The organism is Cellvibrio sp. KY-GH-1 (genome assembly GCF_008806975.1).
In the GTDB taxonomy this organism is placed as follows: Bacteria; Pseudomonadota; Gammaproteobacteria; order Pseudomonadales; family Cellvibrionaceae; genus Cellvibrio.
Window position 1 is genome coordinate 3,736,270 of sequence record NZ_CP031728.1, and the last position, 23,390, is coordinate 3,759,659.

The 23,390-nt window shown below is 47.5% G+C and carries 16 protein-coding genes; 2 read left to right on the forward strand and 14 right to left on the reverse strand.

What is annotated here, in order from left to right; genetic code table 11:
- Nucleotides 1–133: 133 nt before the first annotated feature.
- Both D0C16_RS15740 and D0C16_RS15745 read right to left on the reverse strand, forming a co-directional pair.
- The gene (locus D0C16_RS15740; protein WP_151033233.1) at nt 134–496 is read right to left on the reverse strand and encodes a hypothetical protein; all 363 of its coding nucleotides are present in this window, start codon (nt 494–496) and stop codon (nt 134–136) included.
- 11 nt (nt 497–507) lie between these two features.
- Complete coding sequence (locus D0C16_RS15745; RefSeq protein ID WP_151033234.1) at nt 508–2,028, reverse strand: tryptophan halogenase family protein; 1,521 nt, start codon at nt 2,026–2,028, stop codon at nt 508–510.
- 297 nt (nt 2,029–2,325) lie between these two features.
- On the opposite strand from D0C16_RS15745, the gene D0C16_RS15750 reads away from it, so the two are divergent.
- Nucleotides 2,326–3,858, forward strand: coding sequence for a tryptophan halogenase family protein (locus tag D0C16_RS15750; RefSeq protein ID WP_151033235.1), 1,533 nt, complete (start codon nt 2,326–2,328; stop codon nt 3,856–3,858).
- Here the strand turns inward: D0C16_RS15750 and D0C16_RS15755 are convergent.
- The 11 genes from D0C16_RS15755 to D0C16_RS15805 form a co-directional block, all read right to left on the reverse strand.
- Nucleotides 3,855–5,369 (reverse strand): tryptophan halogenase family protein, encoded by a 1,515-nt coding sequence (locus D0C16_RS15755; protein WP_151033236.1) that lies wholly within the window; start codon nt 5,367–5,369, stop codon nt 3,855–3,857. The two genes, D0C16_RS15750 and D0C16_RS15755, sit on opposite strands and share 4 nt — an antisense overlap.
- 12 nt (nt 5,370–5,381) lie before the next feature.
- Nucleotides 5,382–6,896 carry a tryptophan halogenase family protein gene (locus D0C16_RS15760; protein WP_225318710.1) on the reverse strand — a complete coding sequence of 505 codons (1,515 nt, stop codon included), beginning with the start codon at nt 6,894–6,896 and terminating at the stop codon, nt 5,382–5,384.
- Between the two features lie 117 nt (nt 6,897–7,013).
- Nucleotides 7,014–10,040 carry a TonB-dependent receptor gene (locus D0C16_RS15765; protein ID WP_191968512.1) on the reverse strand — a complete coding sequence of 1,009 codons (3,027 nt, stop codon included), beginning with the start codon at nt 10,038–10,040 and terminating at the stop codon, nt 7,014–7,016.
- A gap of 499 nt (nt 10,041–10,539) precedes the next feature.
- A complete protein-coding gene (locus tag D0C16_RS15770) occupies nt 10,540–13,032 on the reverse strand; it encodes a glycoside hydrolase family 9 protein (protein WP_151033237.1) in 2,493 nt (830 codons plus the stop codon).
- Nucleotides 13,033–13,198: 166 nt separating this feature from the next.
- Nucleotides 13,199–13,627: a group 1 truncated hemoglobin gene (locus D0C16_RS15775; RefSeq protein WP_225318711.1), complete on the reverse strand. Its 429-nt coding sequence runs from the start codon at nt 13,625–13,627 to the stop codon at nt 13,199–13,201.
- A gap of 2 nt (nt 13,628–13,629) precedes the next feature.
- Nucleotides 13,630–14,535 carry a DUF3034 family protein gene (locus D0C16_RS15780; RefSeq protein WP_225318712.1) on the reverse strand — a complete coding sequence of 302 codons (906 nt, stop codon included), beginning with the start codon at nt 14,533–14,535 and terminating at the stop codon, nt 13,630–13,632.
- Nucleotides 14,536–14,553: 18 nt separating this feature from the next.
- Entirely contained in the window at nt 14,554–16,881 is a 2,328-nt protein-coding gene (locus D0C16_RS15785; RefSeq protein ID WP_191968513.1) for an EAL domain-containing protein, read from the reverse strand.
- A 94-nt stretch (nt 16,882–16,975) separates the two neighbouring features.
- On the reverse strand, nt 16,976–17,629 hold the full coding sequence (locus D0C16_RS15790; protein WP_225318713.1) for a methylamine utilization protein: 654 nt from the start codon (nt 17,627–17,629) through the stop codon (nt 16,976–16,978).
- Between the two features lie 28 nt (nt 17,630–17,657).
- Nucleotides 17,658–19,385 (reverse strand): diguanylate cyclase, encoded by a 1,728-nt coding sequence (locus D0C16_RS15795; protein ID WP_151033239.1) that lies wholly within the window; start codon nt 19,383–19,385, stop codon nt 17,658–17,660.
- 156 nt (nt 19,386–19,541) lie between these two features.
- A complete protein-coding gene (locus D0C16_RS15800) occupies nt 19,542–20,174 on the reverse strand; it encodes a thiol:disulfide interchange protein DsbA/DsbL (protein WP_151033240.1) in 633 nt (210 codons plus the stop codon).
- 195 nt (nt 20,175–20,369) lie between these two features.
- Complete coding sequence (locus D0C16_RS15805; protein WP_151033241.1) at nt 20,370–21,053, reverse strand: c-type cytochrome; 684 nt, start codon at nt 21,051–21,053, stop codon at nt 20,370–20,372.
- Nucleotides 21,054–21,278: 225 nt separating this feature from the next.
- Between D0C16_RS15805 and yihA the strand changes: the two genes are divergently transcribed.
- The gene (gene yihA / locus D0C16_RS15810) at nt 21,279–21,917 is read left to right on the forward strand and encodes a ribosome biogenesis GTP-binding protein YihA/YsxC (RefSeq protein ID WP_151033242.1); all 639 of its coding nucleotides are present in this window, start codon (nt 21,279–21,281) and stop codon (nt 21,915–21,917) included.
- 493 nt (nt 21,918–22,410) lie between these two features.
- Here yihA and D0C16_RS15815 read toward each other — a convergent pair whose 3' ends face one another.
- Nucleotides 22,411–23,328, reverse strand: a complete 918-nt coding sequence (locus D0C16_RS15815) for a hypothetical protein (RefSeq protein ID WP_151033243.1) — start codon at nt 23,326–23,328, stop codon at nt 22,411–22,413.
- Between the last annotated feature and the right edge of the window lie 62 nt (nt 23,329–23,390).

Sequence of the window (23,390 nt, forward strand, 5' to 3'; positions counted from 1 at the left end):
TGACCGGGGGAAGGAATTCCCCCAACTGATGATCTCCTCTCCTTTGTTCGCCCCGCTACGGCGGGGCTTTTTTCTGCGCACTTGAATAGCTACGTCTTTATCAATCACGTTAATTCGCACAACAAGGCGTGACCTACGGCGCCCAAAATAATGCCAAGATGTAATCAGAATAAATCAGCGCTATCCCACCCAAGCCGGTGTAAATTAAAAAGTAAATTCCATATTTAGCATCCTCAACACTTACATTTTCGCGCAGTACCTTTGTAGAAAATTGTACAGAGCAGATAGCTAAAACACCAAATCCAAAAATAGTTAAGGCAACCATCAAAAAACCAAACTCCAGGAATCTACTGTTTAGAAAAGCATCCGCGACAGAACAACCCACGCCAAGCAGCAATGCAATGAAAAAATAACTACCGACAACAACCTTTTTAAAAAATTTAAAAGGAAATGCGGGATAAATATGATTTTCAACATAAGATTTCAAAGAGGTCACAACTTATTACCTTACTCTGTGTAGACGGGAAAATTGCTTGCTAATTTTTCCAAATACCAGCGATGATCCGAAAAATTCAGCGTGCAGCGGCGTAAAAAATTATCCATTGCAGGCAAATCAAAACGTGCTTCTTCGGCGGTTGGTTTACGCACTTGCTCTGCCTTGGGCAAAATGCCCATGCCCGCCAAAATGCAATACCAGGAGGGTGCCGGGTAATAGCTGGAAATATTCAGTCGCTGTACTTCTGCCGCCAAATCTTTTCCCGCAAACCAGCTGCTATAGAGTTCCAACATGGTTTGCGATACATCCTGCTGATCGGCAGTGTTAGCGCGCCAGTATTCAGTGTCGGTGCGTGAACTGGTTTTGTAATGGGTAACTATGTAGTCGCGCACACCATCAAAATGGCCATTGATGCGTTGATTAAATTCGGTGCGGTAGCGATCGGTAAATTCACCGCGGGTAAAATCCTCCGCAAAAATTGCTATGGTTTGCTGCACTAAAAATAATGCAGTTGCCTCCAGCGGCTCAATAAACCCTTGCGACAAACCGACCGCCAAACAATTTTTTACCCAGTGCTCCCGCACGCGACCAATGTTCATTTTTAAATGACGCACCGGAATATCAGCGTCCAGTAATCCCAAGCGTGCACGCAATTCGTGTTCGGCTTCATCGGCGGAACAAAATTGCGAGCTATATACATAGCCATTGCCGTAGCGATTGGTTAATGGAATCTTCCAGGCCCAGCCATTGTTTAATGCAGTGGAAACAGTTTCCGAGGGAATTTTTTCGCCGATATCCGAGGGCATGGCGACCGCCGCATCATTCAATAAATTATTACGGTAACTCACAAAGGGTGTCTGCAAGGTTTTTTGCAACAGCAAACTGGCAAACCCGGTGCAATCGACGAAAAAATCGGCGGCATGAACGTCGCCAGTATCCGATACGACCGCAACAATATTGCCTGCATCATCTTGCTGTACCTGCACAACATGGCAGACGCGATGGACAACGCCGCGCGCAATGGCTTTTTTGCGCAGGAATTGGCCGAGCAAAACAGCATCAAAGTGATAGCCATAGTGAACATCAAAGGGGAAATTTTCCGGCGCGACCGGCGCGAGACATTCGCGCGCGATGCGCGATGCAATAAAAAAACGATCGGGATGGGCATAAAGATCAGCACCGCGCAAGCGCGTCTGCACATTATGCATAAACATAGGCAAGGTCTGGCGATCCAGTGCGGCAGAAAACGGATGGAAATAGCGCTCATAACCTGCGCGCGTCGACCAGTTTTCAAAACTGATGCCGCATTTGTAGGTGGCGTTGCACTCAGGCATCCACTCGGCCTCGGCAATGCCCAGCAAATCAAAAAATACTTTCAGCGCAGGTGTAGACCCCTCACCCACGCCGATAATCCCCACCTCGGGCGATTCCAGTAATTCAATTTGGAACCCCTGGGTATTCCACTGGCGCGCCATAATCAGCGCACTCATCCAGCCCGCGGTACCTCCACCGACAATCACTATTTTTTTCATACGATTTCTGTAGCATTTTAAATGTGGCCAGTGACCACAGGTTTATGAAATGCCCGCTGTTTTATTCGCTATAATTTTTTTACATTTTCCCACAGTCACAGACCAAACAACAATCACACTTTAGCTTTATTAAATTTCGCTATCGCACAGCGGGGCCCGACTTATACCAATCATTATTTTTGCCCATCCAGTCAGACATTCGGCTATGATGCAAACTCATCAGGCCACGCAGATGGCCAACAACTCTAGCGCGACTCCCGATAAAAACGGTAACAACTTTTCGCAGGAACCCACGTAATGTCGCACCCATCAGCTCAACATACGCCCATTCGAAAAATAGTCATTGTCGGCGGCGGTACTGCCGGATGGATGGCAGCAGCCAGCCTCTCGCGTTTTGCCCAAGGCAGGTCTCTGGACATTACCCTGATCGAATCCACTACCATAGGCACTGTGGGTGTCGGCGAAGCAACCATTCCCAGCATTGTTCAGTTCAATAATTCTGTCGGCCTTGATGAATTGGAATTCATTCGTGCAACCCGCGCCAGCTTTAAATTGGGTATTCAATTTGAAAATTGGCATAAACAGGGCAGTCAATTTTTCCACCCTTTTGCTGATTACGGTATTAATTTCAATGGTGTTGAATTCCAGCATTATTTCTATCGCTTGAAAAAAAATAATCCCACTGCAGATTTGCATGATTACTCGATTGGAACGCAACTCGCCAAACACAATAATTTCGCCCAGCCGCAAGAAAACCCCAACAATCCTTTGGCGGATTTCTCGTATGCGTATCATTTTGATGCCTCACTCTATGCGAAGGTGATGCGTGAACTGTCTATTTCCCGTGGCGTTACCCACATCGACCAAAAAATTGAAAAAGTAAACCTACGCAACGCTGATGGTTTTATTGAGTCGGTGCTGCTGGATAATGGAGAACTGATTGCGGGCGATTTATTTATTGATTGCACTGGCTTCAAAGGTTTATTAATTGAAGAGACACTGAATACGGGTTACGAAGACTGGCAACAATGGCTGTTGTGTGATGGCGCTGTTGCCGTGCAATCGCTAAACACCAATGAGCCCACACCTTACACTCGCGTGACTGCATTGGATGCCGGTTGGATGTGGAAAATTCCACTGCAACATCGCACGGGTAACGGCTATGTGTTTTGCAGCCGTTTCCTTGACAAGGCCCAAGCTGAAGAGACTCTCTTACAACGCATCAGCGGACATCCGATTACCACACCCAAACCCTTTGCCTTTAAAGCCGGTCGCCGCAAAAAAGTCTGGAATAAAAATTGTTATGCTCTGGGCCTGGCGTCCGGCTTTATTGAACCATTGGAAAGCACCAGCATTTCATTAATCCAGACTGGCATCACTCACTTGCTAACATTCTTTCCGGATATGTCATTTGACCCAGCCATGATTGCCGAAGTGAACCGGCGCCACCAGCACGAAATGGAGCGTATTCGCGATTTTATTGTGCTGCATTACAAACTCACGCAACGCACTGATACCGAATTCTGGCGCTATTGCCAAGCAATGGAAATTCCGGAAAGCCTTGCCCATAAAATTGAACTGTTTAAGAGCAGTGGCCACATTTTACAGCACGAACCTGAAGCCTTTGAGAGATCCAGTTGGTTGAGTATTTATCACGGATTTGGAATTGTTCCTGCGCGAACCGATAACCGCATCGATCATTTTAGCGATGAGACTATCGCCGCCCAGCTAGCGAAAATAAAGCAAACTCTCGACCAGGCAGGAAGAAGCGCAACTAGCCATGCAGAATTTATTCGCCGGCATTGTGTTGCGCCGGATTTTGAACACTAACTCTGTTTCGCCGGGCAATGCTGGCGAAGAAATTCGCCATGCGACGGCAGCTTCATCACCGTAGCGCGAATTGCGTTAGCGCCTTGCTTGAGTGATTGCCCTAACTTTTGGCTGTCCAATGCATCAACCAGCGGATGATATGTTTCAGGGCGAATATTCATTCCCTCTAAAATGGAATACCAGCTGTCTGCCCCAAACAGATTTTCCGGGTGATGTTGCAATTGCCCGCGATGGCGAAACTGATTAATTTTTTCACGCAAACTTTCAGGAATTTCCATTGTCTGGCACCAGCGCCAAAATGCGGTGTCGCCACGCTGGGTGGTGCAGTAATGCAAAATGACAAAATCGCGAATTTCCATATAGTCGCGGGCAATATCGCAATTAAATTGTTGCTCCAAAAATGATGCAAAATGTTTATCGGGAAAGTTACGAATGAAATGCACCAAGGTCCGATAAACCAAATGAATCGCAGTAGATTCCAGTGGCTCAATAAATCCCGACGCCAGCCCCAACGCCAAACAGTTTTTGTACCAAATTTTTTCGCGCATACCACTTACAAAAGGAATTATGCGCGGCTCATTAATCAGATCACCTTTAATAACACTCATTAAAGTATTAATAGCTTCATCGTCAGAACAATAATCGCTGGCAAACACATATCCATTACCAGTGCGATGCTGCAATGGAATTTTCCAGCTCCAACCCGCGGCACGTGCAGAAGCAATGGTATACGCAAGCGGATCACCCGCATTTTCCGTTTGCACGGCAACGGCGCGATTACAGGGCAAGTAATTGGACCAATCGTCATAACCAACTTTCAAGGTTTCTGATATTAGCAGCCCTTTAAAGCCGGTACAGTCGATAAAAAAATCACTTTCAATCGTTTGACCATTCGCGAGTTGCACCGATTGAATAAATTTCCGCTCATCGGTTTGCACACTCTCTACGGTACTTTCAATACGCTGCACACCGCGTGCCAGGGTAATTTCTCGCATATGACGCGCGGCATAAGCTGCATCCAAATGCACGGCATAACCGTAACTGGCCAGCGGAGTTTTTGCCAATTGCATTTCCGTAATGAAGCGGTTTTCTTCCGACATAATTCCGGAAGGTGAATGATCTACCCAGCGTGTTGTATTGCCATCGGCCAAGGTTTTTAGCCAAATTTGATAAAACTCATGCCCGTCAATAGCGCGGCCAATCTTGCCAAAGGGATGGAGAAAATGGTGATTCTGTTGATACCAGTTTTCAAAACGGATACCTAATTTGATTGAGCCTGCCGTTGCTTGCATAAACTCTTTGGTATCCAGGCGAGCATCTTTCAAAAAAGCCATGAACGATGGCACAGTCGCCTCACCAACGCCGATAGTAGCTATATCGGCTGATTCGATTAAGGTTATTTTCGTGTTGCTGCCATGCAAAATATTGCTGAGCAAACTGGCTGCCATCCAACCCGCCGTACCACCACCAACAATACAAATTGATCCCAGCGGATTTTCCGTTCGCTTCATAAATTGTTTGCCTTATGCCATGGACATCTTGCAATGCTGATCAATAAATTCCTGATGACTCGGCAAATCGGCAACGGCATTCGCTATCGAACTGCGCATAGCGGCCAAGCTTTGCTTGAGGTAATCGGCATTTAATCGGTCAACATTTTGGTTGTAAATTTTTGGATAGAGATTAAATCCGCTGTAAATTGCCAGCCAGGAATCTGGATGAAAAATCTCCCAGGGGTAATGTAACAAATCCCCTTGTTCACTATAGGCGGTAATTTTTTGCTGTAACGGATCGGGCACTGCCATAGCTCGGCAATAACGCCAGAATTCTGAATCATCGCGTTGATTAAGCTTGTAATGCAGAATAATAAAATCGCGAATACGCTCCCACTCAATAGCGGTCACTTGATTAAAGTGATCAATTTTTTCCTGATTAAAAAATGCATAAGGGAATGACCCGCAAATTTTTTCAATCCCGGTTTCAATCAAGGCAATGCTGGTACTTTCCAGCGGCTCAAGGAATCCAGCAGCAAGGCCGAGCGCAATACAATTTTTATTCCAGGCCTGGGCGCGACGCCCGGCAGTAAACTGGAATTTACGCGGCGCATGCAACACCTTGCCATCAATATGCTGTAACAGTGTCGCTTCCGCCTGCTCATCATCAATAAAATTACTGGCATACACATGGCCATTACCCTGGCGATGCTGCAACGGAATTTTCCATTGCCAACCACTGCCATGGGCTATTGAAACGGTGCGTACCGCCGGCTCACCCACCAATTCCGATTGCACCGCCATAGCGCGGTCACACAGCAGCCATTGGCTCCAATCGATATAAGGTGTTTTTAAACTATCCGCAATTAGCAGCCCATTAAAACCTGTGCAATCAATAAATAGTTCGGCCGCAATATAGCGCTCGTCGTCCAACGTCAAACTGTCAATAAAGCCGGTATCCGGATGCAAATTAACCGAGGTGATTTTTGCATCTATGTGGGTAACGCCTTTTGTAAGCGCGTGTTCGCGCATCAATTTAGCAAATAGCGCGGCATCAAAATGCAATGCCCAATCAAAAACAGATAACGGCGACGAAGGTCGCTCTGCTGGAAAAGTAAATTTATTCGCGCGCGCCATGGCAATACCCAGCGAATATTTCTCCAATTCCGCCGCGTCACCTGCCTGTTGTAACTTGAGCCAGTAATGATGGAAGCGAATGCCATTTGCTTCATGACCGAACAGGCCAAACGGATGGATAAACGACGTGTGCGGTTTATACCAATCCTTAAATTCAATCCCCAGTTTTACCGTGGCATTAGTCTTGCGCATCACTTCCATGTCATCCATTCCCAGTGACTGATAAAAACGGCGCAAGGTGGGGATAGTTGCTTCACCTACGCCCACAGTACCTATCACACTGGATTCAATGACCGTTATACGAATATCAGTTTTGGAAAAATGCTGGCTAAGTTTGGCAGCCGCCATCCAGCCTGCGGTACCACCACCGGCGATCACTATGGATTTAACTTGATAATTACTATTCACAATGACTCCACATTTGAAGATGCGAACAAAAAACAATAACGCCACGACGATTACTCGCCGTGGCGTTATCTTGCCTTAACTCAGGCTTGAGTTTCCAACCACTTATGAGTCAAGTGATTAGAAGTTCACACGAGTACCCAAAGCCCAACGCGCTTCGTAAATGTTTTGGAAGGCTTTTTGCTCTTTGTACTCCAGATAAGTTTGCTGGAATTCCTCAGTGATGTTGGAACCGTTGAGGTATACAGAAACATTATCGGTGATGTCATAGGTAACGTTCAGGTCGAGTTGACCGTAATCATCCTGATACAAGGCTTGCTCAGCAATTGCAGCATTGCCTTCGGCAACCAGTCGTGGTGAACGGAAGTTGTAAGCAAGACGCGCTGACAAGAACTCGTTTTCGAACCAACCAACAATGTTGTAGGTATCTTCAGAGTTGTTAATGAAAGGTAACTCTTTTCCATTAACGCCCTTCTTGTCTTGCGAACTATCGGATAGCGTGTAGTTTACGTCAAAGCCGAAATTTGATAAGAAGCCTTCAGTAATATCTGCGAATGCAACTTTAGCAGCCAGCTCAACGCCTTTCACTTTACCGCCAGTACCTTGAACTGGCGCACTAAAACGCCAGCCCTCTGCTGGACCATGATAGAGACCGTCAGCATCCAACTCTTTGATATAAATAGAATCAGTTTTAATAAAGCTGTCAATTTCAATATCAAATATAGTTGCACTTAATGCAGAGGCGCCACCTAAATACCACTCCACAGAAAGGTCAATATTTTCAGCACGTGTTGGATCCAGCTCCGGGTTACCCGCCAACGAACCACCACTAGTTACACGCATACAATCACAATCATCGTTAAAAACACGCGCAACAGATTTCGCACCGCCCCATTGTAAGAGATTCAACGGCATCATGGTTTCACCGTAACCAAAACGCACTTTCAGATCATCTGAAATGTCATAGGACATGTTCAAAGATGGCAACACATCGGTATAGCTGCGCTTAGTTACCACATCACCAGCATCGTAGTTAACGCCAGAGTGAGGCACACCTTCGCCAGTCAAGTTTTGTAAAACCGTCAAATCGGTTTCAATAAACTTAACTCCTAATGTACCTTTCCAATCTCCTGCTGCAAAATCACCTTGAAGGAAGTAACTGAACTCATCAAGACCAACGCCATAACTTTGACCTGGCTGATTAAATTTAGTCTGCGCACCGAATACTTTTTCCTGGTACTTGAGGGTGTCATCAAACGCACGTGGATCAGCAACCCAAACACCAGGGAGACCTTTGACTGGACCAAAATCATCCATCCAAATTACATCGTTGTGTTGATCCAAACGGGTCGGTGGCAACAGGGTGTAATTCACAAATGCACCATTAACCATCTCACCCTGCGCTTTAGTGGGGTCACACTCTGACGTACCAGCAAACTGGTCAACGGCTTTCCACTGGGCTGAACAGCCAGTGTCTGCAAAATTGGCAAAATATGAAAACGCTGAGTGATCTACTTCGCGCTCGCTTTGACGCAAACCAAAATCTACGTTTGTGATAAAAGGAGTGTCATCAAACGCATAGCTCCACTTGGTGCTGAAAGTGTTCATAGTGCCGTCATCGTCAGTATTGTTCTCTGACGAAATCGCACCTACATGATAAGAGTCAATATCTGCCATGTAGTCAGCAACACTCTTCATGCCCTGACCACCATTTACAACCTGGTCAAAGCCGCTGAACACAGGATGCTCACCCGACGCATCGTAATTGATACGCCAGTCAGTACCCCACATGCCGCCGGGAGAGTACTGAATAAAGCATCCGCCCTTATCGCCAGTTGCTGTACCCGGGATTGCATTGGAACCATTACAGTATTTGGCAGGAACCAAACCACCTGGGCCGGTAACCAGAGTATTCTGGTCAATGCTCATCATATCGCCTTCGATATAACCATGGCGCATGCTGGCAGTTGCATCAGCACGAGTTACACGTACGCTACCAGTCAATGGACCGCCGTTGTCGAAGTTCAGAGCAAGACTCAGGTTTTCTGATTCTTCCGTATTACGGTTGACCTGGGTGAATGACTGCACACGATAAGGTCTTGCACTAAAACTGTTAACGGTTGTCCAGGGAGTGCCGCCAGTGTAGATGTCTTCAAATTCTCTCAAGCGCTCGTTAGCGAATGCGTAATTGGTAAATGTCTGCCAACGGTTGTTGTGGGAGAAGCCCATGCGACGGTTGAAGCGGTCTTGCTTGCTGTAGAAATAATCTGCAACAACTTCTACTCCATCAGTAATATTTGCCTGGAAAGAAGCGTTAACGCCATCGCGGTTGCGCTCTTCTTCTTTATGGAACGCAGCAAAACCTTGCGGCATTACATAATGGACGTCCGCGTCTTGAGATGGAGTACTCCAAGAGAAGTTGCTATTTGCAGCCCCGATACCACCGTTTTCTGAAGTATCAAAATAACCGTTGTAGTCTGTCGCCAGATTTTTCTCGGTAGTTACCGCGCTCACCAGGAAGCCGATATCTTCGTTATTCCAACCAATCAAACCGTTAACAGTTGGGTCGGTTTCCTTGCTAATGGAACCTTGGTCAAGCTCTGCACCACCGGCAAAAGTCCAACCTTCATCCAAATCAAAAGGACGACGGGTTTTCAAATCGATAGTACCCGAGATACCCAGAGCGGTGAGGTCTGCGCGGGTTGATTTATATACATCAGCACCCGACATCAATTGAGAAGGCAAATCACCAAAATCCGCGCCCGCACTATCAATTGTGGTTGCACTCAGGAATGTTTCGCCATTAAGCATTGTGGCAACGTTACTCAAACCACGAATTTGTACCGGACCACCTTCACCCGCCGTTCGCTCAACCTGAATGCCAGGGATACGCTGTAAAGAGTCAGATACAGTAACGTCTGGCAACTTACCAATATCTTCTGCCGCAATACTATCCACTACGGAGTCAGCACTCCTTTTAGTGTTAATCGCAGTCTCCTGCGCTGCACGTACACCCTGAACCAGTACTTCTTCCACCGGCTCCTGCGCTTGCACGCCGGACGCAAATACGGCCAGGGTTGCTGCTGAACCGCACAGCATCAGCTTGCGGTTCACCGAGCGGATTGAATCTCTTAATTTGTTCGTCATGACTATCCCTCTAGCTATTTTAATGTTGATAAGCCTCTGCAACGCTGGAACCAATAGTCGACAACGTTGTCGACCGGAAACTTAAGCCCAAATGGACAACGTTGTCAACACCGTGTAGAAATGAAACAAAATTTAAATTTGTAGGGTTTTCAACGACATAAGCTTATAAAACGAAAAGAACGAGGCGCCGGTTTACAAAAAAAAACATTGTCATGCAACCGGGCAGTGTAACTATGGACAATCTTTTTAAAATCGCAACCCACAAAAAAATATCTGACGCCAAAAAGAGAGAAAGTCCCCTTTTTTGATGCCAGATAATTCGAATTTACGGAAAATTGATTTTTAAGATTTAACAGATTTGCTGTTAATGACGAAATCGACTCAGCACCAGTACGAGATCTAGCACTACTGATTAACCAAGAACAAAAGATTAATCCGTAGAAATTTATCATTAATAAAGACAGCAATATTTCATTAACCATTCACGCAATAGAAAAAACTATTTTTTGTTGTTTAACTGATCTACCGCCAACGCCAGGAACATGTAATTGGCTTCTCCGCCACCCATTACATATTCGGTTTGTTGCCAGAAGAAGGGCCAGATTTTTAATTCGGGTAGATCCGGGCGAATTAATGCTGTGCCGGAAATTACGCCGCCGGGAATGTAAGACCAGTCGGCGCGGTTTACTCCATAAGCGACTGTGGCTGAATTTGCGCCCACACCTGAGGCAAAACTTTGGGTGTTATCGCCTGGGTGCACGCCCAATACAAAATTCAGCGCATTCACGTAGGAATCAGTACCGGTGAATTGCGGCCAGGATTTGTGGAAAAAATATTGTTTAACACCGAAATCCTGAATGCTCCAGCCCGCGCCCCAAATATTAGGTTTGTATGGTACACCGTAGGGCGATTCGGTTTTAGCGCGTTCATGCACGGTTTTTTGATAATTTTCAACCGCACTATTAATCGCGCCGGTAAATTTTTCATCGTTAATAGATGGCATTACCCGGCCAATTGCCCAACCGGTTTTTTCAATTTCTGCCACTATATTTTGCTGCAAGCCAATTAATTCCTTGCGATAAACATCGCTATTGGTCGCCAGAATTAATTCAGCCAAAGCAAATACGCGCACATCCTGTCTTTTGGTATTAGGAGCGGCGATGCGATACAAATTTTGCGCCGCATCCAGGGCGTCTTTTGCCATTTGCGGATTGTAGGTTTTCAATACGCGCGCCGCTGCCGCTAAACCCGCCGCTACATCTAGCTCACGCTCGGGATTGTCTTCGGTAAATACCCAGCGATCATCCGGCGTGCCGGATTTGCCATTTTTTACGTCGCCTTCTTTAAGTGATGGGTCATAGGGCAAATTATCGGTTTGCACCATGGCATCACCCAGTAACACATATTGGCGAACCGTCGGTTCAATAATGCCGCGATACAAACGGCCCATGGCCTTGTAGCCACCCAGCACACTCAGCAAGCCGTGTTCGATTTGTTGCAACGCATCGTTTTTGCCATCAGCAACATGAATTTCAACCAGTTTTTTATCCTGATCAATTAAAGTTGCATCGTGATTCAATCCAAATTCTTCCACCATAGTGGCGAGCAGCCACACAGTGCCCATTTGCGATTCTACGCGCAGGTCATAATCGCCCGCATCGTGCCAGCCACCCGCATTTAAACCAGGAACCCTTTCACCCGGCTTGAATTTAGTGCGCGTACTGCCGTCAGAAATATAACCGTCGATATGATTAAAATTGAGCGGCATCATGCGCGCATCATCCTGGTGATCCAACCCATGCCACACACGATACTTTTCATTCACGCGCATATGGCACATCTGCACGGGTAAAAAATATTCCAGCGTCGGTTGCCAGGCGTGGCGCGATAGCACATCGTCGCCGATTTTAAACGCTTGCGAGGTTTTATCGCGGTAGCTGATTTGATACATGCCTGGCGTTTTGATATCGGAGAAATCGTAGGTCATGTATTGGTAGCGCAGGAAATTGCCCCAAGGTTTTACTTTGGCCTTTTTAACTTCTGTTTTTCCATTTTCCGACAGTCGATAAATTTTTATTTCGGACGCTTTGGTATCGCGTTTGTCTTGCTCGATGACGACCTGTTTGGATTGTGCCGTACCATAACCCAATTGTGATACCTGAATCACCGGATCATAGGTCCAGTTTTTAATCACATGTGGCGTTACCACCCATTCCAATGCGCCTTTGGTTTTTTCTGCCGGAATAACACCGCGCATTATGTACCAACCGTTATTGTGATTGGCGCGGCCATCCCACAATTCCAATTCGCCGGTTTTACTTTCAATGGTCATGCGCTGTTTGTCCGCATCGGGCGCGACAATTAATTTTTTCCCCGTCGCCAGCGCCGCCGTTAAAAACTCGCCGTGAGGATTCACCAATGGGCCGTTGGGTTGCTGCGGAAAAATACCGCTCTGTTCATCCAGCAGCCAGGATTTACCAAAAAACTCCCCCGGGAAAATTTCAAAGTTAAAGCCAATTTTTCCCACCCACTCTTGCGGCAAGGGCTTTTCCAAATCCACACTGATTTTAAATTGGTTGTCTTTCAGCGCGGTCACATTGACCTGATAGGTAAATTTTAAATCCGGATAAATAATCGGGTTAAAACCTTTGCGATCTTTACTTGGGTCCGGGTAGGAAAGTGTCTGGCTAATTGTCTGTGTTTTTTTATCAACGGTTTGCTTGCCACCCACCGGCATGGGCGACCACTGGCCCGGGGAAATTTCCAGGCGCAAATCGCCATTGGCGGCCACCCGACTGCCATGTTGGATTACCGTTACCCCGGTTTGATGGCCATCAGGATAGATATCGCTAAACACGGTGACATTTAGTCCCTGCATTTCAAAATAATCCTGATTATTCAGAGCTAACGTATCCGCCCAAATGAGGGGGGCGGAAACGATGCTCGCCATCAACAAGGCAAGGGCCGATTTTTTCAAGGCAGGTATTTTCATTTAAATTGTCTCGAGCTGTTTTTGTTATGTGTATCTACCAATCATAGCAACTGGCATACAAGTCAGGCATCGCAGAGAATAAACCTGACTCAGCGCACGAGCACACTCAAATTTGTGGATATATGTTAAATAGTGTTAAAGCAAAAGTTGCTGTTACACCAGATTATTATTGGTAAACCACATCTTTATAGGCGGGCGCCAACAGCGCCAGCAACCGGTTTTGAGTCGCTACCGGAACACCGCGTTTTTCCATCGCCAGAATCAGGTCATCCACTATCGCGTTAAATTCGGTGTTGGTGTAGTTGTGGCCCGCATGAACCTGCTGCATATTTTCATTGTTGTAATCGGAGGGGCCACCAGAAAGCTCACAAATGTAATCGCTCAAGCCTTTTTTAAAGTGCTGCATATTTACGCCCTTGTAACGCGGCTTCACGCGTTCGTCTTTAGCGATAACAAAAATTAATTCACGTACAATATTGTCTATGCCTTCGTATTGGCCAAGCTCGTCATAGAGGGATTTTTTTGTACCATTAACGCAAGCGGCAAGGAACAGTGCCGCTATTAGACTGGCAATCATTAACCCGTGTGTGCGCATGGCTAAAAACTCCCTTGAACGGATAGGTACCAACCTGTCTGGTCTTTAAACGTGGCAACCTCACCGAGATCCACCCAAGCGGCAACCACAGCAATATTGCGCGAGGGAAACCAGCCGACAAATGCTGTTTGCCAATCGTCCTCTTTTATAAATGAAAGGTTGTTGGGTTTTTGGCGATATTCAGTTCCCAGTAACCAATGTTTATTCAACAACAGGCCGGCAGAAATTTCCGGTAGAACTTCTTTATCATCATTTTTATCGCCACCAAAGCCTACTAACCCGGTTTGATTGGCATTGGTGTAACGCAAATTGGCATTGAGTAATAGATTGCGGTTAAACAATCCACCAAGAAAAACCTTGGTCGCTGTTACATTAATATCAGTCCCCGAATCGCTTTTTGCACCGACTGCACCGGGCACCAAAAAATCCAGATTTTCTTTGTGCTGCACGGCCACACTAATTTGCGGAATCGGCGTATAAATTAAATCGCCCACCACACGCAGTTTGGCCGAATAAATTCGCTGGCTAATCGAGTCGGTTGGCAAGCTCAATGCAGCGGTAAGTGAATCATGAGTGAGTTTTTGTTGTGCGACCGACAATTCCAGACGATTGCGCCAGCTCCAGCTTGCGCCAAATACTTCAAGCTGATAATCGCCAGTATCCACATAACTCGCAAACGCAGTACCGCCCTGCTCCTCCTGCGCACCATAACCAGAGATGACCGCCATAGGCACTATGCCACCACCCGCTGGGCCTTCAATCGTTGAAGCTCCACCCGTTACCAGCAAGCGGCTGCGCGATATTTTTTTATCGCTCTCTAACGTCGCCGCGGAAACGCTGGTGGTGAAGCACAGTAAAGCAATTAACCCGCCGATGTTCATGTTGATTACTCCACTAACGCACTTCACTTAATCCACCTCGAGTATTTACTCCACCAGCTCCGCCAGATACTGGTGCACCCATTGAATAAAATCCCGCGCGGGTAACGGCTTGCTATAGAGATATCCCTGGGCTGTGTCACAGCCATAACTTTTTAACAGTGACTTAATTTCTTCCGACTCTACACCCTCGGCAGTAACACTCAACCCGAGCGTATGCCCTAAATCAATCGTGGAGCGAACAATCAATTGATCGTCGGCACTGGTGGTGAGATTTAAAATAAATGATTTATCAATTTTCAACTCGGATACCGGTAGCTTTTTCAGCTGCGATAGCGAGGAATAACCAGTGCCAAAGTCATCAATCGATAAAGTGATGCCAAGGTCGCGCAAGCGTTGCAAATTGTGCAGACATTTATCGGCTTCGCCCATAATGGCGCTCTCGGTGATCTCCAGGTATAGATTTTTTGCGGGGACACGATTAGCTTGTAGCAACTCGGCGACATAGGCCGGTAAGTCATCGACTAATAAATCCAGCGCCGATAAATTCACTGAACAAGTGAGTTTAATGCCTTCATCAAGCAATTGACGCAGTTGAGCAATTGCTGTTTTCAGTACCCAGCGCGTGAGCAAGGTGATTTGCCCGGAACTTTCAATCACACCGATAAATTCATCGGGTGGTACGAAACCCAGTTCCGGGTGACGCCAGCGCACCAATGCTTCAGCGCCTAGCAAATCCGGTTGCTCCAGATTTATTTTAGGCTGGTAATACAAACTGATATAGCCCGCCGCCAATGAAGGCTCGAATTCACGAAACAAATGCAAGCGGCGCAAATATTTTTCATCCCACCCCTGTTGATACCAACAGCTCCGCTGCTCGCTGGCCCGACCTTCATTGAGCGCCAGGGTGGCGCGACGCAACAAAGACTCGGCATTTTCTGCATCCGCCGGATAATGTGCCGCACCTATGTTGACTTCGATACTCAACTGAATACCACTAACCATTAACGGTGTTTTAAAGGCGCTGTGAATCAACTCAATAAATTCATTAACCACCACTTGATCAGGTGACATAAGGATTGCGACGAATTCATCACTACCGAAACGTAACACATCGCCATGCGTTAATATTCGCTGAATTTTTTGCCCCACTTCGCGCAATACCGTATCACCAATCTCCTGACTCATTTCGTCATTAATTTGACCGAAATTTTTTATATCGATAACCAGCAGGAAAATTCTTTCATTCAGCACACCGGCGCGCGCAATCGCATCTTCCAGTTCCGGCAAAATGCGCAGGCGATTGGGCAACCCAGTGAGCGGATCATGTTCTGATTGATAGAGCACTTGTTGCTCGCGCTCACCGATGGCTTTTTGCATACTGATAAATGCATGCGCTAAATCACCGAGTTCATCATTGGATTTCACTGCAATCGGCGTAGTGTAAAAACCCGCAGCAATACGCCGTGCAATATCAGCTAAAATGCTAACGGGCTTGGTGACACTGCGCGCTAAAAATAGCGCAGCAACAGCAGCCAAACCGGCGAAAGCCAGCGCAAGAATAAACAGCTGTACATTTAATTTGGTATAAGGCGCGAGCACTTTGCTGAGAGGGACCTGCAGTAATGCAAATAGATGGGTATTTTGGCGCGCGGCAGGAACCGCGAGGGTCATGAGTTCATCGTAAATAAATACGTCGTCGGTTTTTTGTTGGTTATCCAAATTTTTTATTAATTGAACCTGTTGTTCGTGAGTGAGGGTACCACTTAAGTACCGAAATTCTTTTTCTTTGGAATCCACAAACGACACTTCCAACCCCGTAAGCCTCTGCAAGTCATCACTGAATTCCTTTTTTATTTCAAAACCCATACCTGCGAAGCCAATAACCACCGGAGCTTTTACCGAAAACATGACAAACTGGTACGCCCGGCCATTGGCGATGATGATATCGTAGGCTTGACCGCGTTGCGTAACTTGTTCTTTAAGTACAGAAAACTCATCAACAATTTGCACACCAAACGCTTGGTCGCTAGCAATTAATTTTCCATCACTGGTAATTAATACGCCCATATCTGCCTTCACCCGCGCAGAGTGATTCACTAACGCTGACACTATGGTGTTTTCATCATTGGTGGCAACCGCATCTTTAAATCCGAAATCTTCGGTCAGTACTTTTACCGAGAGCGCGAGTTGTTCTACATTTTTTTGCATCAAGCGACTAAATAGTTCGCCGCCCGCCAATAATTCAGTCCGCGCATTTTGGGTGACGGCTTTATTGATTGCCACGCGTGTTGCGATATAGGAAATGGCCTCCAGAATGACCACCAGGCCAATCAAAAATACCAACAGTTTGAGCAGGTAACTAAATCGTGGCATTGTATTGTCCATTCCAGGGGCCATTCTAGGTATTACTTGTCATAAATGCCTTGTAACAACGGTCAGGTAACGCAACCCGGTTAAGGCTGTTTGATTAAAACAGATCGGAGAATTCGTCATCCAATTTGCTGGTTTTGGCTTCCGATAAATTGTCGAGCACACGTAAATCCTGTTTGGTTTCATTTTCCGTCAATTGCACACTGCTCACCGGGTAATTGCTATTCATGCGCGGATGATAAATCTCCAACTGATATTTTCCCGCTGGCACCTGGCTGATGCGCGCCATACCTTGCGCGTCGGCCACGGCGAAATAGGGTGTGTCCACCACAAAGATGTAACCCACCATGGAGTCGTGGATATTGCAGCCCAACACTACGGTGCCCGGCTTATCAAATAACACTGGCTCAGCGGTCATTCCGTGGTACAAACGCAGCTCAAATTTTTTGGCGGGAGAAAACGAATAGACATGATGGCGAATATCATCGCTATTAGGAAAACGCACCAGAGTGTTTACCCGCACCGCCATTACGCCCGGCACAAATTGTTTGTCGATTTGATCAATGACGACTGTCGGTGTATCTGTATATTGATTTTTTTGCACAGGCACCAGCGCCACCACAGCATCGGACTGTAAATTGCCTTTGGTATCTTTCACCACCAAAGAAAACTCTGCCGCGCCCACGGAAATGGAGAGCAACATTAATACGACCGGCACGAAAACCCGCCGGCACTGTAACAATAATTTCATCGGAAACGTCCTGTGACAACAATTCTTGTTACTTCAGTTGGCAACGATTTCTGCCAGACGATTTCGCGCTATAGAGGGCCTGATCTGCCCGTTCAAATGCCGCTTCCAGATCATCACCGGATTTAAATTCGGTGAGCCCGACAGAAACCGTGATGGTGATCGGTTGGTCTTTGTAATTAAAGGACGCGTTGGCGATCGACTCACGCACTTTTTCCAGTACCGACAACGCGGTTTTGCTATCGGTTTCCGGCATTAACGCAACAAATTCTTCACCGCCATAACGACAAAAGAAATCGACTTCGCGCAAACGCTTGGCAATAGAACGACCGATTACTTTGATCACCCGATCACCTGCCTGATGGCCAAAAGTATCGTTAATGCGCTTGAAGTGGTCTATATCAAAAATAGCCACACTTAAAGGCCGGCCATAGCGCTGCCAGCGCTGCACTTCTGCGGTGGCGCGCTCGTTATATGCTTCGCGATTGGGTAATTCGGTGAGCGGATCCTGTAAAGCTTTTTTCCGGTGCTTTTCCAGAGTGGTGCGATTTTTTTCCGCTTCCACTTCCATGGTTTTGATTTTGGCGCCCAGGGTTTCCAGTTGCTGCGCCAACTGCTGTTGGGCGTGGTCACCGTGTTGGTAAGTATCCAGCGCCTGGCGAATATTACCCAGTTGCGATTTCACCCGGTCTTTTAACTGATTGAGGTCAGTGGCGGTAGCGGCGGAGGATTCCAGCTCGCCCATTTCGCGCATCATGTCGTCCTGCAATTTGCGCGATACCTCGCGCTCATTTTGCGAATGCTTCACCGCGCCACCCAGCACCGCGTAGATCTCTGCAAGTTCCAGATTGACGTTTTTGAGGTAACTGGCAAACGCTTGGTTGTCGGCGAGATAGGCTTCCATTACCAAATCGCGAATAGTTTCCAGGGTCGGTACCAGCAGCTCGGGCGCCATACCTTCCGCTAGTTTGGCACTAATCCGGCTAACCCGGGTTTTAATGGCCGCCTCATTCTCCAGGCTGCACAGAAAATCTTTAAGAACGCCGGCGATTTGCGCTGCCAGCGCAGCATTCTTATCGTCCTGCCGTGCCGGAGTTTCAACAGCAGGAGCTGCAGATTCAGGGACAGCACGCGCAGTGGTTTCGATGGCGGGAGCGGCAGTTTCGCCCGGTAACGGCAAGCTGACGATGAAGTCTTCCTCCTCAACAACTTGCCCCGCAGGTTTGCCCTGGTCTGCGGTTTTGGTGCCGAGCAGCTTGCCCAAGAAGCCTGTCTTCGGTTGCTCAATTTCTGCCAGCGCCTGCTGCTGGATGCGCGCCAACTCCTGTAACAAAGCCGGGTATAGACGTATTTTTTTGCTGCGCTCAGGCAGTTGGCTTAAATAACTATCCAACTCTTTGGCGGTGCCCTTGGGCAACTTGAGCGACTGCAGGGATTTGACTAATTCCGTCAGCGCGGTGCGAACATCCAGCCCCGACTGATCCCGGTGAGATTCAAATGCCAACGCCGCTTTTTCTACTTGTTCCAGGGTTTGGCCAATCGTGAGAGCGTTAAACTCCCCACGCAAGTTTTCGCGCAGGCGCAACAAAATGGTATCCAGTGCTTCGTCCTGGCCATCAGCCGCAAGGCTGACGCGTACTAATGCACTGCGCAATATCTCCTGTTGTCGGGCGGACTTTTTCTCTAACTGCTCCTGCTCATCCAGAGCACCAAGATATTTCTCCCGCCAGTTATTTTTATCGCCTGAATTGACCGTCATACGCTGTTTGCACGCCCGCTAGCTCACTGTAAAGGTAAGAGTGAGTATAGACAGGGAACCGGACTTCTATGGCTGGCGGCTATAAAAACACTGGAAAAAACAAAGCCCGCCGCTGGACAGCGGCGGGCTTTGTAAATAACGGTACAGCGGGGGAAATTATTTCTTCGCTGCACGCTCTTTGGCGATCAGGAAATCCACCACTTTCAGCATTTCTTCATGGCCGCCGGTCAAGCGAGAGCTGACGCGATACTTGCCATTCACCACTAGCTCGGGGGTGCCGGTAACCTTGTATCCACGCGCGCGCGCTTCCGCTTGTTTAATCTGACTGGTTACACCAAAGGAATTGTAGGTGCTGATAGCCTTAGCCTTGTCCACACCGTAGGTAGCAAAGAAATCAGCCCATTCTTCAGCTGTAGAAAAGTTTTTGTGTTCCATATGCATAGCGTTAAACACTGCCATATGGGTTTGCTCTTTTACTTTCAACGTTAATGAGGTGTAGTAGCCACGAATCAAAGGCTCCATACCTGGGTTCCACATCGCATGAGTTTGCACCAGGTACACATCCGCCGGCATTTTCTTTTCCCAAGCTTGCAATAACGGCTCAAAGTGGAAGCAATGCGGGCAGGAGTAGGCGAACACTTCGGCTACTTCAATCTTGCTGGGGTCAGCGGTGCGCACCGGAGTCTCCAACACCACATAGTGCTGGCCTTCCAGATATTCGCTCGACTTTTCCTGGGCGCAGGCGCTCAGGGAAAAAACCAGGCCCAGCAGGGCAACCAAAATACGCATAAACGCTCCTCAATCTTTTATTGTGTAATGTTAATGGTGTAAGTATCAGGGGAATTCTGCCTGATTAGTCACACAGGTGCCCGGCAAGTTCCCCAGTTGGCCCGGATTTTCCAGCGCCGGCCCTCATCTGTAAAGAGCAGACACAAAAAAGGCGACCGAAGTCGCCCTTTTTATCGCCCTGCACACAGTTATTGCCTAGTTCAAACCAGCAATGTAGTTAGCCAGTGCAATAATTTCAGCATCGCTCATCTTGTCCGCAACGGAGCGCATGATTGACTGATCGCCGTCATTCTTGCGGTCGCCAGCGCGGAACGCGCGCAGTTGTTTTTCAATGTACTCGGGATGCTGACCACTCAGGCGCGGGAAGCCGGCGGGGATATTGCCCTTGCCATCCGGTGCGTGACAGCCAGTACAGGCAGGCACACCGGTCGTTGGATTGCCGGCACGATAGGTGCGCTCACCCAACTCCAGACCATCTACCTTAATACCTGAGTTAACCTGCACTTCAATTTTCTTGGAACCGGACAACTGGGTAGTCTGGGCGGCAAAGTGCGCGGCCAAGTCTGCCAGATCCTGCTTGGTCATTTTGGCGAGCAAGCCGGTCATTTCTGCCACTTTACGGCCAGTCACTTCTTTCTTGGCCGCGTCAGCTTCCAAGTCCCACGCCTGGATATCTGACATTTGCTTCAACAGGTATCTCTCGCCCAAGCCAGCCAATTTAGGGAAGGTTCCAACCATGCTGTTGCCGTCAGCGCCGTGACAAGCGCCACAAACCGCTGCCTTGGTAGCGCCTGCAGCAGCATCTCCAGCAGCCATTGCGCCCTGGGCTACAGCAACCAAACCCAGCGATAAAAGTGCATTTCGTACGATATGTTTCATTGGCTAACCCGATTTGATCGATGAATCTGATTGTTATGCGTGCGTCTTTATATAGCAGCTATGCACGGTAATGAGGTTTTAAATTCGCTTAATCAGAAGCTGACAAGCTACAATTCCCCCCTATTCCGCCGTAATTCCGCCAGTTGGCGCGCACCGCAGCCGGTAAAAGCGGCGGCATTATATTACCAACGCGGTAATAACACACTATTTTGAAGGGTTATTATCTTGACCGAGATCGTATTTACCAAGGCTTATTTTTCCACCAGCGCCCCTAGTATCCGCGAGTGCCCCCCTGAAGTCGGCTATGAAGTCGCTTTTGCCGGACGCTCCAATGCGGGTAAATCCAGTGCCATCAATGCCTTAACCAACCAAAAATTGGCGCGCACCAGTAAAACCCCGGGGCGCACCCAACTGATCAACTTCTTTAACTTGAGTGATACCCAGCGACTGGTCGACTTGCCCGGCTACGGCTACGCCAAGGTATCGCGCGAACAAAAAGAGAAATGGCAACGCGACCTGTCCGAATACCTGCAAAAGCGCCAATGCTTGAAAGGATTAGTGCTATTGATGGATATCCGCCATCCACTACAGGAATTTGATACGACTATGCTCGACTGGGCCAAGCGGGGTCATATGCCCGTGCATATCCTGTTAACCAAGGCCGATAAACTCAGCCGCAGCCAATCCATGAATAGCTTGTTTGCCGTAAAAAAGGAATTGAAACAACTGGGGTTGGACAAATCTACCAGCATCCAGTGCTTCTCGGCCCTTAAATATGCTGGCCTGGACGACCTGAAAGCCAAATTGCAAACCTGGCTGGCACCAGAGTCAATCTCGCCAGAACCTGAACAGGAAGCGCAATAAAAAAATCCGATGATTTGGGTAAATCACCGGAAAAAACTGGCACCCTTGGGGTGATGCCAGATGGGCTTAGGTCAGACGACCAAGGACAAGACAAACCACACAAGCGGGATTGATGGGCTGCGCACTCGTTGCGCGATCACCCGCATCAATCAACTGTAAACTCTGACCAAGGTTCACTTGGAAAAGTTTCGACAAAAACGTAAAGCTCTGTAATTGCAACAGTTTTTGCACAATTCAGAGTGACAGCAGAAATTCCGGGCAAAAAAAACCCCGGAAATCCGGGGTTTGCTTAGCATTTAAAAACTTCGCTCAGCTGGCTTAAGCGCCATTAGGGGAGGAGTTAGCTCATGATCGTAAAACACACATTACTAGGACCCGGGCGCTTCCAATTAAGTTCAATCTTTTTACAAAAAAAGTTGCACAATTTTTTGTTAATTATTAATTCCCTTAAAAATCAACGATTTAATTGGGTTTCTCCACACCGACTCGTGCATTATTTAGCTTTTGATGATGGCGAGGGCTGTATCTGGGGCGCCTTTTCGTCCAACAACTCCATGAAATCCATCGCCGGAGGGACCTCCAAGTCACGCACGAGCGGATTTTGCAGGTGAACAATCCTGCGACCTTTCAACTTTGCATAATCCAGACTGGCTTGGTAATAGCTCTTCCACAGGGATTGCAAGGATCCGTCACTAAAGGCGCGCTTCAATCCCGCTTCAATTCGCGCCTGCGCAAGCGTGCTTTTGGCATTGAAGTAAAAGAATCGTGGTAAGGGGTATACCAGCATAAATTGATCATCGAGCATTAAATTATCCAAATGACTGAATTGCTCAGCTTCTCCCAGGACCTCATTCACACCCCGGCAAAAAAAATCGACGCGCCCACCAATTACCATTAAAAAAACAGCATCGTAATTATCAATCTCACGCACCTTGAGTCCATTATGGCGAAAAATAATGGTATCCGCCCAACCCACACCATGCGCAAAAGTGTAGGGCAATAGATCCTTCAAGGTTTTAACATCAAGGCCGGCGGCCTTGAGCTTGGGATTGATGAAACAGACACGATAACCAAGCACGCCCAAATCCACTGGAAAATTAATAAACGTTAAATTGCCATTACGCGCTAACGATTGCTCATAGCTGGTTTCAATGACCAAATTGGGATAGCTGTCATCCACCAGCGCCTTGAGTGCGCGGGCGTAATTGCGCGGAGGTATGGGGTTAAGTCGATAATCACCGTAATCCGCCCGGGTTTTTTCTAATGCGAGCTGCAAGAGCGCCGTGCTGTATTCGTGATGAGTATCACCGGGCGCATAAGGCGAGCGATGACTGACAACAAATTCGGCCCACGCCGACGTTGCTGCCAACCACAATAATGGTATTAACAACAAGGTTATTATTTTTCGCATCAACAACAACTCCCTCTCCTGAGTAATCTATGTGAGAGCCCTACATCCTAGTAAGCATAGCA